The 14,865-nt window shown below is 70.0% G+C and carries 14 protein-coding genes; 7 read left to right on the top strand and 7 right to left on the bottom strand.

The features are described from left to right. Positions 1–118 precede the first annotated feature (118 nt). The 6 genes from AC4BGE_RS14210 to AC4BGE_RS14185 are packed head-to-tail and all read right to left on the bottom strand — an operon-like array spanning position 119 to position 5,851. Entirely contained in the window at positions 119–1,219 is a 1,101-nt protein-coding gene (locus AC4BGE_RS14210) for a pyridoxal-phosphate-dependent aminotransferase family protein (RefSeq protein ID WP_490575701.1), read from the bottom strand. Positions 1,220–1,258: 39 nt separating this feature from the next. Further along, positions 1,259–2,614, bottom strand: a complete 1,356-nt coding sequence (locus AC4BGE_RS14205) for an MmgE/PrpD family protein (protein ID WP_490575700.1) — start codon at positions 2,612–2,614, stop codon at positions 1,259–1,261. Then, entirely contained in the window at positions 2,611–3,099 is a 489-nt protein-coding gene (locus AC4BGE_RS14200) for a MaoC family dehydratase (protein WP_490575699.1), read from the bottom strand. Before AC4BGE_RS14200 ends, AC4BGE_RS14205 begins: the two co-directional genes overlap by 4 nt. After that, positions 3,092–4,330 (bottom strand): CaiB/BaiF CoA transferase family protein, encoded by a 1,239-nt coding sequence (locus AC4BGE_RS14195; protein WP_490575698.1) that lies wholly within the window; start codon positions 4,328–4,330, stop codon positions 3,092–3,094. The genes AC4BGE_RS14200 and AC4BGE_RS14195 overlap by 8 nt, the downstream gene beginning before the upstream one ends. Then, on the bottom strand, positions 4,327–5,250 hold the full coding sequence (locus AC4BGE_RS14190; RefSeq protein ID WP_489966388.1) for an HpcH/HpaI aldolase/citrate lyase family protein: 924 nt from the start codon (positions 5,248–5,250) through the stop codon (positions 4,327–4,329). Before AC4BGE_RS14190 ends, AC4BGE_RS14195 begins: the two co-directional genes overlap by 4 nt. Further along, the gene (locus AC4BGE_RS14185; protein WP_490572148.1) at positions 5,243–5,851 is read right to left on the bottom strand and encodes a MaoC family dehydratase; all 609 of its coding nucleotides are present in this window, start codon (positions 5,849–5,851) and stop codon (positions 5,243–5,245) included. The genes AC4BGE_RS14190 and AC4BGE_RS14185 overlap by 8 nt, the downstream gene beginning before the upstream one ends. 354 nt (positions 5,852–6,205) lie before the next feature. Here AC4BGE_RS14185 and AC4BGE_RS14180 point away from each other — a divergent pair, with 354 nt between their 5' ends. Both AC4BGE_RS14180 and AC4BGE_RS14175 read left to right on the top strand, forming a co-directional pair. Continuing rightward, positions 6,206–6,730, top strand: coding sequence for a TRAP transporter small permease (locus AC4BGE_RS14180; RefSeq protein ID WP_490575697.1), 525 nt, complete (start codon positions 6,206–6,208; stop codon positions 6,728–6,730). Next, positions 6,727–8,247, top strand: a complete 1,521-nt coding sequence (locus tag AC4BGE_RS14175; protein WP_490572150.1) for a TRAP transporter large permease — start codon at positions 6,727–6,729, stop codon at positions 8,245–8,247. Before AC4BGE_RS14180 ends, AC4BGE_RS14175 begins: the two co-directional genes overlap by 4 nt. A gap of 68 nt (positions 8,248–8,315) precedes the next feature. On the opposite strand, the gene AC4BGE_RS14170 is transcribed toward AC4BGE_RS14175, so the two are convergent. After that, positions 8,316–9,059, bottom strand: coding sequence for an SDR family NAD(P)-dependent oxidoreductase (locus AC4BGE_RS14170; RefSeq protein ID WP_490575696.1), 744 nt, complete (start codon positions 9,057–9,059; stop codon positions 8,316–8,318). Between the two features lie 468 nt (positions 9,060–9,527). Here AC4BGE_RS14170 and AC4BGE_RS14165 point away from each other — a divergent pair, with 468 nt between their 5' ends. The 5 genes from AC4BGE_RS14165 to AC4BGE_RS14145 all read left to right on the top strand — a co-directional run bounded on the left by AC4BGE_RS14165 (position 9,528) and on the right by AC4BGE_RS14145 (position 14,837). Further along, positions 9,528–10,775, top strand: coding sequence for a TRAP transporter substrate-binding protein (locus AC4BGE_RS14165; protein ID WP_490575695.1), 1,248 nt, complete (start codon positions 9,528–9,530; stop codon positions 10,773–10,775). Between the two features lie 118 nt (positions 10,776–10,893). Then, positions 10,894–11,574 carry an SDR family NAD(P)-dependent oxidoreductase gene (locus AC4BGE_RS14160; RefSeq protein ID WP_490575694.1) on the top strand — a complete coding sequence of 227 codons (681 nt, stop codon included), beginning with the start codon at positions 10,894–10,896 and terminating at the stop codon, positions 11,572–11,574. Between the two features lie 40 nt (positions 11,575–11,614). Beyond that, on the top strand, positions 11,615–12,919 hold the full coding sequence (locus tag AC4BGE_RS14155; protein WP_490575693.1) for a TRAP transporter substrate-binding protein: 1,305 nt from the start codon (positions 11,615–11,617) through the stop codon (positions 12,917–12,919). A 30-nt stretch (positions 12,920–12,949) separates the two neighbouring features. After that, on the top strand, positions 12,950–13,504 hold the full coding sequence (locus AC4BGE_RS14150) for a nuclear transport factor 2 family protein (RefSeq protein WP_490575692.1): 555 nt from the start codon (positions 12,950–12,952) through the stop codon (positions 13,502–13,504). A gap of 133 nt (positions 13,505–13,637) precedes the next feature. Next, on the top strand, positions 13,638–14,837 hold the full coding sequence (locus AC4BGE_RS14145; RefSeq protein ID WP_490572156.1) for a thiolase C-terminal domain-containing protein: 1,200 nt from the start codon (positions 13,638–13,640) through the stop codon (positions 14,835–14,837). Positions 14,838–14,865: the final 28 nt, after the last annotated feature.

Raw genomic sequence — 14,865 nt, 5'->3', positions numbered from 1 at the left:
GGCCGGGCGCCCACCGGTCCACGTGTTCCCCCACGGCCGGCCGACGCCGGGACCCGTGGGCGGTGGAGGAGTGAGGTGCCCAACGGGTGGGGCGCCCACGCCACGGGGGTGCCGGGCTCTACCGGCCGAGCACGTCGCGCAGAGCCGCGAGGACGAACAGGGCGGCGTCGGGGCGGGCGTTGTGACCCATCAGGCCGATGCGCCAGACCGTGTCGGCGTACTGACCGGCTCCGCCACCGATCTCGAGACCGTGGCGGTCCAGGAGCCGGCGGCGCACGCCGGCCGGGTCCACCCCCTCGGGCACCCTGACGGTGGTGAGCTCTGGAAGCCGGTGCCCTTCCGCGGCGAAGAGCTCCAGCCCCATCTCCTGCAGGCCCTGCTGGAGCAGGGCTCCCGCCTCGGCGTGCCGGGCCCAGACGAGGGGCAGCTCCTCGTCCAGGATCCGTCGAAGGCCGGCGTGCAGGCTCGCGATCATCGCCACCGGCGCCGTGTGGTGGTACGTGCGGGCGACCGCCCCGCTCGCCTCGCCGACGTAGCCGCCCAGCAGCCCGAGGTCCAGGTACCAGGACCGGGGGCGCTCGACCCGGCGCTCGAAGGCCCGCTCGCTGATGGTGAACGGGGCGAGACCGGGGGCCACCCCGAGACACTTCTGGGTGCCGGCGTACGCGATGTCGACGCCCCAGTCGTCGGTCCGCAGCTCGATCCCGCCGAGGGAGGTGACAGCGTCGACGAGCAGGAGGGTGTCAGGGCGCTCGGCCGCCAGTGCGGCGCCCAGGGCCGCGATGTCCGAACGCACTCCGGTCGACGTCTCCGCGTGCACCGCGGCGACGATCGTCGGTCCCGGGTGCGCGTCGAGGACGCGCTGGACGTCGATGGGCTGGCCCCACTCGTGCTCGACGGGCACCACCTGGGCACCGCAGCGCTCGGCGACCTCGCACATCCGCTGCCCGAAGAGCCCGTTCACCGCGACCACGACGACGTCGCCCTCGTGCACGGTGTTCACGAACGACGCCTCCATGCCGGCAGACCCGGTGCCGCTCAGGGGAAGGGTGCGCTGGTTGGTCGTTCCCCACACCTCGCGCAGCATCTCGCAGGTCTCGTCCATCATGGCCAGGAAGACGGGGTCGAGGTGGCCGAGGAGCGGCAGGCTCAGCGCCGCCGTCGCCTCCGGATAGGGGTTGGACGGTCCAGGACCGAACAGGTGCCTGTCGTGCAGCATGCGGTGCCTCCTTCGAGGGACTACGGGCCGGGGCCGGGCTCAGCCGGGCGTGCCGCCACCGGCCAGGGCGGTCACGAGCGTCCGGACGTCCGGCGCCGCGGGCAGCTCGGAGACGGCCGCCACGATGCGGTCGGCAGCCTCCGCCCCGAGCACCGGATCCACCAGGGAGTGGAACTTGGAGACCAGGGAGTGCCAGCGCCTGTCGAGCTCATCCGCCGGGGTCGGCCTGTTGACGTCGACCTCGGCCACACGCTCGGTCCCGTCCGTGAGGGTGACCCTGAGCGCCGAGGAACGGCTCGGGCCCGAACGCGCGACCACCTGGACGCGGTCGCGCAACGCGACCACCTCCGGTGCCTGCACGGACTCCTCCGAGAACGCCTGCTCGCTGAGGTCGCCGCGGGCGAGGGCCATCGCGGTGGTGAACCGCAGGCTGAACTTCCCCTCGAGCGGGCTCGTGGGCTCGGCGATGTTGCACACGCTGAGGTGCCCCGCAGGCACCCGGACCTCGATGCTCTCGACCTGGTCGGGGGTCAGGCCCGCCTCGCGCAGGGACAGCATGCCCTCGATGGCGGAGTGCGTCAGGTAGCAGGCGGCGTGGTACTTGAAGAGCACCGCCGTCACGGCCGGCGTCGACCACCCCCACTCGGGAGCCTGTCCCGAGGCCTCGGACTGGGTGTCCCGGAAGCCCTGCGGCGCGCCCAGCACGTCGGGATGGGCCGTGACTCCCCGCCTGGCCAGGTTGACGGCCCGGACGCCGGACTCCGCGGCCGCCCCCACCTGCAGGGGCTTGGACATGGTGCCGAACATCGACTTGAGCCCCGCAGCGCGCGTCCCGACGATGCCGAACGCCTGCGCCCAGTGCGCGTCGTCCAGCCCCGCCAACCGGGCGCAGGCCGCGGCCGCCCCGAAGGCGCCGACGGTCGCGGTGGTGTGGAAGCCCCTGGCGTAGTGCGAGGGCGCCATCAGGCGCCCCACCAGTGCCTGGGTCTCGAACCCCGTGACGAACGCCGAGACCAGGTCCCTGCCGCTCGCGGCGGTCCCCTCCGCCACCGCGAGCAGGGCGGGGAGAACGGGGGCGGAGGGGTGGCCCTCCATGAGGGCGCTCACGTCGTCGAAGTCGAGTGCGTGGGCGGCGGTGCCGTTGACCAGGGCGGCCTGGGCGCGCGACACGCGCTCGCCGGTGCCCCACAGGGTCGCCGCTGGTGCGGCTCCCTCCTCCAGGGCCTCGCTGCGGACCAGGTCGGTCACCGGCTCCCGCACGGCGCCGATCGCGACGCCGAGCGTGTCCAGGATGCAGTGCAGGGCGCCCGCGACCACGTCTGCCCGATCCAGGTCGACGCCACGGGCGCGGGCCACCACCTGCTCAGTGAGGGTGGGTCCGGGTGCTCCGGTCACGCGCCGACCCCGGAGGGACGGCGTCGCACCAGCGTCGACCGCTCGCCTTCGAACACGACGACGCCGTCCTGCCGGCGTCCCCAGTGCCGGAAGACCACCGTCCCGGGCGCTCGGTCGTCCTCGCCTGGCTCGACGGAGACCACCTCGGTGAACGCCTCGATCGTGTCGCCGTGGTGGACGGGCGCCTTGAACCGCAGCTTGGACCAGCCTAGCTCCGCGGCAGCGTGCTCGGCGGTGTCCTGCGACGAGAGCCCGTAGACCAGGGAGGCCGTGGCCAGCCCGAAGACCAGGCGGTCGTCGCCGAGGGAGGAGCCCTTCATGAAGTGGTCGTTGAAGTGCGCCTGCGCGGTGTTCATCACCTGCTTGGCCGGCCCGCTCCCCTCGAGCTCGCCGACGGTGGCGGCGCGCGAGTGGCGCATCTGCTGACCGGGATAGAAGTCCTCGAACCAGCCCCAGGGTCCGAGCACGGTGTCGTGATCAGTCACTGCTATCACCACCTGTTGTGTCGCGGGTGTCTGCCTCGTGCGGGGGAGTGGACCATGCGTCCAGAACGGCGGCCGGATCGTCCTGGCCCAGCGAGGGGCCTCGCCCCCGGACGCGCGCCGGCGTGGCGCTGAACTTGACGGGGGAGCCGGCGATCGTCACCGGCCGGTCGGAACCGGGCTGCTCGACCTCGACGAGCATCTCCCGGATGCCTGCGTGCTTGTCCGCGAAGATGTCGGCAGCCGTGTGCACCGGACCGATGGGCACTCGCCCGCCCAGGAGACCGATCACGGTGGCCGTGGTGTGCCCGGCGAGCCAACCGCCGAGGATCTCGCGCACCTCGTCCCCGTGCGCGACGCGTGCCACGTTGTCGAGGTAGCGCGGGTCGTCGGCGAGCTCCGGCCGGCCCATCGCCTCGACCAGGATGCGCCAGTGGTTGTCGCTGGGTGCGGCCACGGCGATCCAGCCGTCCGCGGTCTGCATGATGTCGAAGGGGGAGAGGAGCGGGTGGCCGTTCCCCATCGGCTCGGGGGTGATCCCCGTGTAGGAGTGCTGGTAGACGATGCGCTCGCACAGCGCGAGCACGGCGTCGTACATCCCGACGTCGACGAACTGCCCTTCGCCGGTGCGCTCCGCGTGCCGGACGGCCGCGGTGACGCCCAGCGCGAGCAGGGTTCCGGGGAAGATGTCCCCGATCCCGGGGCCGGACTTCAGCGGCGGGCCCCCGACGGGCCCGGTGATGCCGGCGAACCCGCCCATGGCCTGCGCGACGATGTCGAACGCAGGCCACTGCTCGTAGGGGCTCTGCCCGGACCGGGCGTCGCCGAAGCCTCGCAGGGCCGCGTAGACGAGCCGGGGGTTGACCTGCGACAGCACCTCGTAGCCGAGGCCCAGGCGCTCCATCACCCCGGAGGAGAAGTTCTCGACCACCACGTCGGCGACCCGCACGAGGTCCAGGAACTGCGCGGCGCCCGCCTCGTCCTTCAGGTCGAGGACGATGCTGCGCTTGCCCCGGTTGACCGACTGGAAGTAGCCGCCCAGGGCCACGGTCCGGTCGTCGTCAGCGCGGAAAGGGCCGAGCTTTCGCGTACGGTCACCCGTGGCGGGCTCGACCTTGACGACGTCCGCGCCCATGTCGACGAGCAGCATCGTCGCGAACGGACCGGCGAGCATCGCGGTGAGGTCGAGGACCTTCACCCCGTCCAGCGCTCCGGGCGCGGGTGCACCGCTCATGCGACACCGCACAGCCGTGCACGTTCCAGCACGGCGTCGAAGATGCGAGCGGTCGCGGCGTCGATCATCATTCCATTGAACGAGGCGGCGCCCAGTCCCGCTTCCTCGGCCTCCCGGACGGCCTGCACGGCGGCGGTGGCCCGCTCGATCTCAGACGGCGTGGGTGCGAAGACCTCGTTGGCGATGGCGATCTGGCTGGGGTGGATGGCCCACTTCCCGACCGCGCCCAGCGTCGCGGCCCAGTTGGCCTCGCGCTCGTAGCCCTCGGGGTTGGCGATCCCACCGAAGGGTCCGTCGACGGCGTCCAGGCCGTGGGCCCGCGCGGCGACGATCATCCGGTTGCGGGCGTAGTGCCACACGTCGCCCGGGTAGCCGTTCTTGCCCTCGGCCGACGCGCCGATGTGTCCCAGGCGGATGCCCTGGCTGGCGGAGAGGTCTCCGACGCCGAGGATCAGGGCCTCGAGCCGCGGCGAGCTCGCCGCGATCTCCTCCACGCACGCGAGCGCCTGCGTCTCCTCGATCAGCGCCTCCAGGCCGATGCGGCCGGCCTCGAGGCCGAGCCGCGTCTCGAGCTGGGTCAGGAGGTCGTCGACGAACCACACGTCCCGAGGGCTCATCACCTTCGGGATGATGACGACGTCCAGGTTCTGTCCGGCCTGGGTGACGATGTCGATCAGGTCTCCGTGGCACCACTCGGTGCTGACCGGGTTGATGCGGACCGCCCGGGTCTTGATGCCCCAGTCGAGGGTGTTGAGACCCTCGATGATGTTGCTCCGGGCGGGGACCTTCTCCGAGGCCACCACCGAGTCCTCCAGGTCGAGGAAGACCAGGTCCGCGTCGCTGGCCGCTGCCTTCGCGATCATCTTCGGGCTGTGCCCGGGGGTCGAGAGCTCGCTACGTCGCAGCCGGTTGCTAGGCATGGTCGTTCCTTCTGTTGGGAGGGTTGGGGTGGTCGCCGCGAGCGACGACCAGGTTCGTTCGGTCGAACTCCAGGACGAGCTCCCCGTCCTGGTTGCGTGCGCTGGTGTGCCAGGTGACGATCCCGACGCCCGGCTTGCTGGCCGACGTCCGCATCTCGACGACGCGGGAGGTGGCCGAGATCGTGTCCCCGGGGTAGACCGGGCGGCGGAACACGCACTCGTCGATGCCCAGGAAGGGCCCGCCGGCCTCGCTGAGGTCCTCGACCGACAGCCCGACAGCCGTGCACAGGACCAGCATGGGGTTCACGACGGCGTCGGGGTGGCCCAACGACCTGGCGTACTCGGCGTTGAGGTGGAGAGGCAGCCATGCGCAGGTCGCGGTCGAGAACGCGACGTTGTCGGCCTCGGTCAAGGTCCGGCCCCAGTGGTGGACCAGCTCCTGGTCCACGGAGAAGTCCTCGTACTTGTTCCCCTTGCTCATCAACGGGAAGGAGTCGAGGTCGGGGCCACCTCGGTCCTGCTCGGGCCTGGGGGCCGGCCGTGTGCCGGCCGGCGCGACCTCGCGCGGCCGCCACGTCGCTTGACCGTTCTCGGTTTCCATGACGACCATCATTGCCCAAAATTGAAGTTTGTCAACGAACAAGTTTTATCGGCGTGGTCTCGGCGCCCGGTTCGCCCGCGGGGAGCGGTCGATCTGCCCGGCCGCTCCGGGGTTCGCTCCGGGGGTTCGAATTGTCACTCCCGGGTTCTTGTGGCGGGGGTCACCTCTGTGGTTCCATCAGCGATAGTTGTCTAACCGACAAACTTTCCCCGAGAACCCAGGAAGTGTCATGCGAGTACTAGAGGGCGGTGCCGGAACCGCGGAAGCCGGGGGGCGCCGCGCAGGCATGTCATGCCAGCGCACGAGGACCAGGAGGTGCCACCGGTGAGCGCCCGGAGTCGCCGGCGGAGCCGGTTGGACGCCGCGGTCGACCTGCTGACGATCCCGGCTGGGATCGCCGTGGGCGGGCTGATGGTCGTCGCCGTCGCCAACGCCCTGTCACGCACCGCTGGCAAGCCGATCGCGGGAAGCATCGAGCTGAGCACCTACTGGTTCATGCCGGTGCTGGTGTTCCTCGGCATCAATGTGGCGCACCGCAAGCGAGAGCACATCGCGGCGGATCTGGTGTACACCCGCATGCCTGCGCAGATCCGTCGCGAGGTGACGTTCGCCGGCGACCTGCTGGTCCTCGTCTTCTGCCTGGCGTGCGCGTGGTTCGGCTGGCTTGAGGCGATGGAGGCCAGGGAGGTCGGTCGCAGCTCACCCACGTCCTGGGTGCCGATCTGGCCACTCATGTTCATCGTGCCCCTGGGCTTCGCGATCTTCTGCCTCCAGCTCGCGCGTGACCTGCTCCGGTCGGTCGGGCTGCTCCCGGGTTCGGGAAGCGGAGAGCCCGACGACGCGAAGAGGCCCACTGACCTCGAAGGAGCAACGCTGTGAGCTTGTACGAGCAGGAGAAGACGCCTCCCGTTGACGACGTGACGGGCGGTGTGGTCGCGAGCGCGCCCGTGCCGCCCGCGCCGCCCGCGCCGCGGGCTGGCTCCCTGTGGGCCTGGCGGATCGTGCTCTGGGGGCTCGTGGCAGCCACGGGCGTGGGCATGTGGCTCGACGTGTCGCCGGGGATGATCGGCACGTTCGCGATCCTCATGATGCTCACGTTCCTGGCGATGAAGATCCCCGTGGCGGTGGCCCTGGCCGCGCCCGGACTTCTGGGGCTGTGGGCGCTGACGGGTGAACGGGCGGTGGAGGGCACGCTCAGCCGGATGCCGTTCGACACCTCGGCGTCCTGGTCCCTCACGGTCATCCCGATGTTCGTGTTCATGGGCGTGATGCTCTTCGAGTCCGGGATCACGCGGCATCTCTACACGGCGGCGAGGCACTGGGTCGGCTGGCTGCCGGGAGGCTTGGCGGCGGGCACCGGGCTTGCCGGTGCCGGCTTCGCCTCGCTCTCGGGATCGACCCTGGGCAGCATCTTCCCCCTGGCCCGGGCCGGGATCCCTGAGATGCTTCGGGCGGGCTATGACAAGCGCCTCGCCATCATGTCCGTCATGGCGGCCGGCACGCTGGCCCACCTGATCCCGCCGAGCCTGCTGATGGTCATCTACGCCGGGGTGGCGCAGACGGCGGTGGGTCCGCAGCTGATGGCGGGGCTGCTGCCGGGCATCGTCCTGACGGGCCTCTACATCGCCACGTTCGTCGGGCTCTCGATCATTAGGCCGGCGATGGGTGGCCGCGGCAAGGCGCGCGTGTCGTCCAGCTGGTCCGACAGGTTCGGCTCGTTGGGCCCCATCTGGCCCGCCCCGATCCTGATCATCGTCATCGTCGGCGGCATCTACGGGGGAGTGCTCACCGCCACCGAGGCTGGTGCGGTCGGCGCGCTGGGGGCGGTCGTCATCGGACTCGCGATGCGGCGCAAGGACCGGCCGTTCGCGGCGGTCGCGGAGGCGACGAAGGCGACGGTCTCCACCGTCGGCGCCCTCTTCTTCCTCCTCATCGGGGCGCACATGTTCAGCCGCCTGCTGTCCTTGAGCGGTCTGGCCGACGGGTTCGTGGAGATGGTGATCGAGATGGAGCTCGGTCGGGTCCAGTTCCTGATGCTGGTGACCGTCGTCTACCTGGTGCTCGGCATGTTCATGGAGTCGCTGGTGATCATGCTGCTGACCGTCCCCCTGCTGCTTCCGCTGCTGGAGCCGCTCTCGATCTCACCCATCTGGTTCGGGGTGTTCGTGGTGATCCTGATGGAGCTGGCGATGCTGACCCCACCCGTCGGCGTCATGTCCTACATCATCCACGGGATCGTGCAGGACGCGGCTGTCAACGTCGGCCACAAGATCCCGTTGTCCTCCGTCCTCGTGGCGGCCTGCTGGGTCGTGCCGATCCCGCTCCTGCTGATCGGGATCATGATCGCGGCGCCGGGGTTCGTCACCTGGATCCCGGACAACATGTCGGGACCGTAGGTCGCCGACGCGGACCACGCAGAAGAACCCTCAGGGCCGAGGCCCTGAGGGTTCTTCTGCGTCCGGCGTCAGATGTAGTAGCCGCCGTTGACGGCGATGTTCTGGCCGGTGATGAAGCGAGCCGCGTCGCTGACCAGGAAGGTGATCACGGGGGCGATGTCCCGGTCCGGGTCCCCGAACTTGCCCCCGAGCGGCACCTTCTGGCGCAGCAGCTCGTCGTAGGCGATCTTCTCCTCGTCCGAGAGCTTGTTGCGGTGGTTCTCCAGCATGGGCGTCGCGGCAGAGGGGTGCACCACGTTGGCGCGGACGTCGTACGGCGCCCACTCGACCGCGATCGTTCGCGTCCAGGCCGTCACCGCGCCCTTGGAGGCCGCGTAGGCGGCACCGTTGGGGTAGGCGGTCAGCGCCGACGAGGACGCGAAGTTGGTGATGCTGCCCCGCTCGGAGTTCTTCAGGTGCGGCAGCGCCGCCTGGTTGGTGAAGACCGGTCCGCGGGCGTTGACGTCCATCACCCGTGTCCAGTCGGCGGCCGACAGCTCCGCCGCGGGGCCCTGGAGCAGGATTCCCGCCACGTGGACCAGCGCGTCGAGTCCGCCCAGGCGCTCGACCGCCTCGTCGACGACGCGGCCGACCTCGTCCCGGTCGGTGACGTCACAGCGGAGGAAGTGCTGCCCGGCGCTGGCGGCCACCTCCCTGCCGGCGTCCTCCGAGACGTCCAGCGAGACGACTGAAGCGCCTGCTGCCGCCAGGGAGCGCACGCAGGCCGCGCCCACGCCGCTCGCACCCCCCACGACGATAATCTTCTTGTCCATCCTGAGCTCCTTCTCGCGCTGTGGCCCTGCAGGGGGCTTGGGTGCTGGTCGAGGCCGGAAGGACCCGGAAGGCCGGGCCCGACGTCACTCTGCTCCGACACTAACTGGACGCGTAACAAATTTTGTATCCAGGACCGGGGCAGGGGCTTGACGTGCGCCACGTCACAAGGAATATTACTTGCTGACCGAACAACAACTACCGACCGTGCGGTGGGCCATCGGTTTCCCAGTGGATCGAGCACGTCCTGCTGTCCGTCGGACGGCCGGGGCGACGAGGTCGCGGCTGTGGAAACGGGTCCGACGCGTCGCGTCGTACGCGTTCTCGGTGTCGTGCGCGTGGCGAGACGAGGCGATCGTCGTGTTCTTGTCGAGCGGCGCTGCAACCAATCGAAAGAGGGACGTAAGAAGATGTGGAACGACACTTGGAGGTGCGGGGCCGTCACGCGGTCTCGCCGTTACGCGGCCGGGGTGGCCGCGACGCTGGCAGTCGCGCTGCTGGCAGGATGCGGAGCCGGGGGCAGCTCCTCGGGCGGATCGGGTGAGTCGGTGCCCGCGGGCGCGGAGAAGCAGAAGTTCATCGACGCCCTCGCTGACATGGACCCCGTCGAGCTGAGCATCAGCTCCAACCAGTCTCCCGGCCAGGGATTCTCCGTCGCCGTGGAGCACTACGCGGAGGCCGTGGAGGAGTGGTCCGGCGGAAAGATCACCTTCAAGGTCATCTACTCCGGGGCCGTCGCCCCGATCACCGAGGCCTCCCAGGCGATGGCCGACGGGCTCATGGACATGGGCATGTGGAGCTACGGGGCGCTGTTCGATACCTTCCCCATCGCCGCGGCGACGCAGGAGACGTTCTTCCTGCACGACACCAGCCCCCTGACCGGCACGCTGGGCCTCCTGGCCGCTGCCGTCGAGCAGGGAGCCAACGAGGACCTGCGGGAGGAGATCAAGAGCCAGGGCCTGCAGCCCATGCTCCCCCTGCTCCCCATCTCCAGCGCGGTCATCCTCTGCAAGGGTGACCCGGTCACCTCCTCCGCCGAGGCCAAGGGCAGGTCGATCCGCGCGGCCGGTGGCTCGGGACTCGCGGACGAGCTCGGCGCCGTCGGCTTCACTCCGGTCGACGTGCCGTTCGCGGAGGCCTACGACGCGATGCAGCGCGGCGTCACCGACTGCGAGGGGGCGCCGATCACCAGTGTGCTGGCGACCGGTCAGCTCGAGATCGCCGACCACCTCACCTTCTCCGAGGGGACGCCCTTCACCGCGTCGCCCGGTGCCTTCGACATGAGCCTCGAGGTCTGGGAGGAGCTGCCGCTCGCGGCTCAGCAGCTGCTGTTCGACCGTCTCGACGCCTTCCTCGTCGGGTTCAGCCAGGTGGGTCAGCTCGATGACCCCGCCAAGGCGATCGCCGTCGCGAAGGAGCACGGGGTGGAGTTCCACACCTGGAGCGCGGAGGACCTCGACGAGCTCGAGGCGCAGCACGCCGCGAAGCTCAAGGCGATCGCCGGGGAGACGTTCGGCGGCCTCGACGGCCAGACGATCGTCGACGAGGCGCAGGCGGCTCAGGAGAAGTGGAGCGGGATCATCGCCGACCTCGGCTACGACGACTCCGGCGTCAGCTGGGAGGACTACCCGGCGTGGCTGGAGGAGAACGACGTCGACCTTCAGCCCCTGTTCGAGAAGGTCGTGCAGGACGCCCTCGGGGAGCACCGACCGGAGTGAGGCCGGGCCTGTCCTGACGGCAGGGTCCGGCGCGATCCATGGGGTCGCGCCGGTCCTGCCGTCGTCCGGGGCCGGCCGTGACGCCTGGTCCCTTTCCCTCACCCTAGGAGGAAGCGGCATGAGCAAGACGAGAACGGCACTGGTGACCGGGGCTGCCAGCGGATTGGGGGCGGCCACGGTGGAACGCCTCCGGAAGGACGGGCACCGCGTGGTCACCCTCGACCTGAGCGGTGCCGACCACGAGGTCGACGTGTCCGACGAGGCCTCGGTCGCCGCGGTCGCGAAGAGCGTCGGACCGGTGGACATCCTGGTGAACTCGGCGGGGATCATGGGCGCCAGCTCACCCTTCCTCGAGATCGACACGGGGGAGTGGGAGAAGCTGTTCGCGGTCAACGTGCTGGGGACCGTGCACACCATGAAGGCCTTCATCCCGGCCATGCGCGACCGCGGGTGGGGGCGCGTGGTGAACATCGCGAGCATGGCCGGCAAGGACGGTCAGCCGACCCTCGCGCCCTACTCCGCCTCGAAGGGCGCCGTCATCGCGCTCACGAAGGCGGTGGGCAAGGAGCTCGCCACCTCAGGGGTGCTGGTGAACGCCGTGGCGCCCGCACTCATCTCGACCGGCATGAACGTGGAGTCACCTCCCGAGGTGCTGCGCCGGATCGTGGAGACCATTCCGATGGGGCGTGCGGGGCGGCCCGAGGAGGCGGCGGAGCTCATCGCCTTCCTCTGCTCGGAGAGCGTCTCCTTCTCCACCGGCGCCGTCTACGACCTCAGCGGCGGCCGCGCCACGTACTGACCGACCGACTTCGACCGCCGACCAGATGAGGGAAGAACAGATGCGACAGATCACGAAACGAACCCAGGCCGGCCGGGCGAGGGCTCGCGGCTATGCCTTCGCGGCCTCCGGCTCCGTGCTGGGGATGCTCCTTGCCGGATGCGGCGGTTCGTCCGAGGCCGGTGGGACGGGGGAGTCCGTGCCCGCGGGGGCCTCGAAGGAGGCGTTCGTCGAGGCCCTGGCGGACATGGAACCGGTCGAGCTGAGGATCAGCTCCAACCAGCCCCCGAACCGGTCCCACTCGGTGGCGGTGGAGAATTACGTCGAAGCGGTCGAGGACTGGTCGGGTGGCAAGATCACCTTCGAGGTGAGCTACTCCGGTGCCGTGGCACCCATCACGGAGGTGGCGCAGGCGATGGAGGACGGGCTCCTCGACATGGGTGTCTGGAGCTACGGCGCGGTGCTGGACTCCTTCCCGGTCGCCGCGGCGACGCAGGAGACGTTCTTCCTTCACGAGCCGTCCCCGGTCGCGGGAAGCCTGGAGCTCCTGAGCTCAGCGGTCGCGCTCTCCGCGCGCGACGACCTGCGTGCGGAGCACGAGGAGCGGGGGCTGAAGCCGTTGCTCCCCCTGCTCCCGGAGATCAGTCCGGTGATCCTGTGCAAGGACGAGCCGGTCACGTCCACCTCGGACGCCGAGGGCAGGACGATCCGCGCGTCGGGCGGGTCCGGCGCGGCCGACGAGGTCAAGGCGCTCGGGTTCACCCCTGTGGACGTGCCGTTCGGGGAGGCGTACGACGCGATGCAGCGTGGCGTGACGGACTGCGACGCGACACCGATCGTGGGGCAGCTCGTGGCCGGCCTCCTCGAGGTCGGCGACCACCTGACCTTCAGCGACACCGCATCCCTGACGGCGGCCCCGGCCGCCTTCGACATGAGCCTGGAGACGTGGGAGAGCCTGCCGCTGGCGGCCCAGCAGCTGCTGGTCGACCGGCTCGAGGACTTCCTGGTCGGCTACAGCGGTGAGACCCAGTTCCGGGCGGCCGCCGAGGCCCTCACCGTCGCGCAGGAGGAGGGCGTGGAGCTCCACCTCTGGGAGACCGACGACCTCGGGGCGCTGCGAGACCACCAGGAGGCCAAGCTGGCCGACATCGCACAGCGATCGTCGGCCGGGGTCGATGGTGAGGCGTTGATCGACGACGCTCGACAGGCCCTCGACACGTGGCGCGGAGTCATCGAGGAGCTGGGCTACTCCCAGGACGTGACCTGGGACGAGTTCCCTGCGTGGGTCGAGAGCGAGATGCCTGATCTCGAGCCGTTCTTCGATCGCGTGGCTCAGGACGTGCTGGCCGCCCACCGGCCTGAGTAGCGACCCAACCACCCGACGAAGGGACCCGAGATGAGTTCAGAGCAGCGTCAGTCGACCACCCCGGACGCCGGGGTCGCGGGCAGCGTCCTGTCCGAGCTGGTGGCGAAGCAGGAGCTGTACGAGAACATCGCCCTCTACTGCCGCGGCCAGGACCGCAAGGACCTCGACCTGATGAAGTCCACCTTCTGGCCGGAGGCGACGGACAACCACGGGGCGTTCGTCGGATCGGCCCACGAGTTCTGCGAATGGGCCCACCGGAACCAGAAGACGTCCCGGCACCGCTCCCACCACTACATCACCAATGTCCTGGTGGAGCTGGACGGAGAGCAGGCCAAGCGCGAGACCGCCTTCACCTTCGTGATGGTGACCCGCGGCGGGACGACGAAGATCCTGGGTGGTCGCTACCGGGACCTGTGTGAACGTCGCGGTGGGGAGTGGAAGGTGCTGCGGAGGCTGGTGATCCACGACCACGTCGCAGAGTTCCCTTCGTCCGACGACTACGACGGGATCCTTGGCGGGATGCCGGAGAGCGCGCCTCGCGGTGGCCTGTACCCGGACGACCCGATCTACGACACCGCGTGGTGAGCTGACGCGCACCGGGGTCGGGGCCATCCGGAGGGAGGGGACCCTTGACAGAAAGAATAGTTAGTTGTCTAGTTAGTCTTGGCGCCGGCCCATCTGACGACGATGAGCCGGAAGATGGCGAGAGGAAACCTGGATGAGCTTGAACGCCTGTGTCGTGGGTGTGGGTACCAGCGACGTGATCGGCCCCGATGCGGCCCGCAGCCCGCTGCGGCTGCAGTTCGAGTCGTTCCGGTCCGCCCTCGGTGACGCGAACCTGACCAAGGCCGACGTCGATGGCCTGGTCACCAACTGGGGTGCCTGGCGCGGCGTTGACTACGACGAGTTCGTCGTGGCGGCGGGACTGGACCTGTCCTGGGTCAGCCAGCTGTGGACGCACGGACGCTGGACCGCCACGGCGGTCCAGCAGGCTGCGATGGCTGTGACGACGGGTGTGGCCGAGGTCGTGGCCGTGGTGAACAGCTTCACGACCGGGACCGGCTACTACCGCCACCTGCCGCAGATGGCGACCTCCCTGGGTGCCGTGGACGAGGCGTTCCGCGACGGCGGCGGCCCGTACGCCAACTGGACGGTGCACGGGTCTCCCGGCGCTACCGCCGGTGCCGCCCTGGCGCTCCAGCAGTACATGGACCGCTACGGAGCGACCGTCGAGGACATGGCCGAGATCCCCGTGACCCTGCGTCGCATGGCCGCGGACAACCCCAAGGCGCTGCTGCGTGACAAGGCGCTCACCGTCGAGCAGTACCTGGCGGAGCCGGAGCTGATCGGGTCGCTGCGCGAGTCCGACATCTGCCAGATGGTCGAGGGCTCCACCTGCCTCCTGGTCACGACGCCGGAGCGGGCGGCCGACCTGGGACGCCCGATGGTGCACCTCACCGGGGCCCAGGGGATCCAGTCCTCACGCGACGGCTACGCCTTCTTCTCCCGCCCCGGCATGGGTGCTGGTGTGAGCTCGAGGTACGACTACGTCGCGCCCGACACCTTCCCGGCGTTCCGGATGGCAGGCATCACCCGCGAGGACGTCGACGGGCTCTACACCTACGACCCGTACTCGCAGATGATCTGGATGGCGCTGGAGCGCTGGGGCTACTGCGGCGCCGGTGAGGCGGCCGCCTACGTCCGCGAGAAGGGGATCGGGCTGGACTCGCCCCTGCCGATGAACACCTCGGGGGGAAGCCTGGCCGAGGGGCACATGTACGGCTACGGGCACATGATCGAGATGGTCAGGCAGCTGCGCGGCGAGGCCGGCGCACGCCAGATCCAGGACGCGAAGGTCCTCCAGTGGGGGGCCGCCTGGGGCGACGCCCTGGTGTTCACGAACGAGAGGACGAACTGAGATGGCTGACGGCGAGAGCCTCACTGAG

It is taken from the genome of Nocardioides sp. Z50_6 (assembly GCF_058215755.1).
This window is presented reverse-complemented; position numbering and strand designations above follow the sequence as displayed.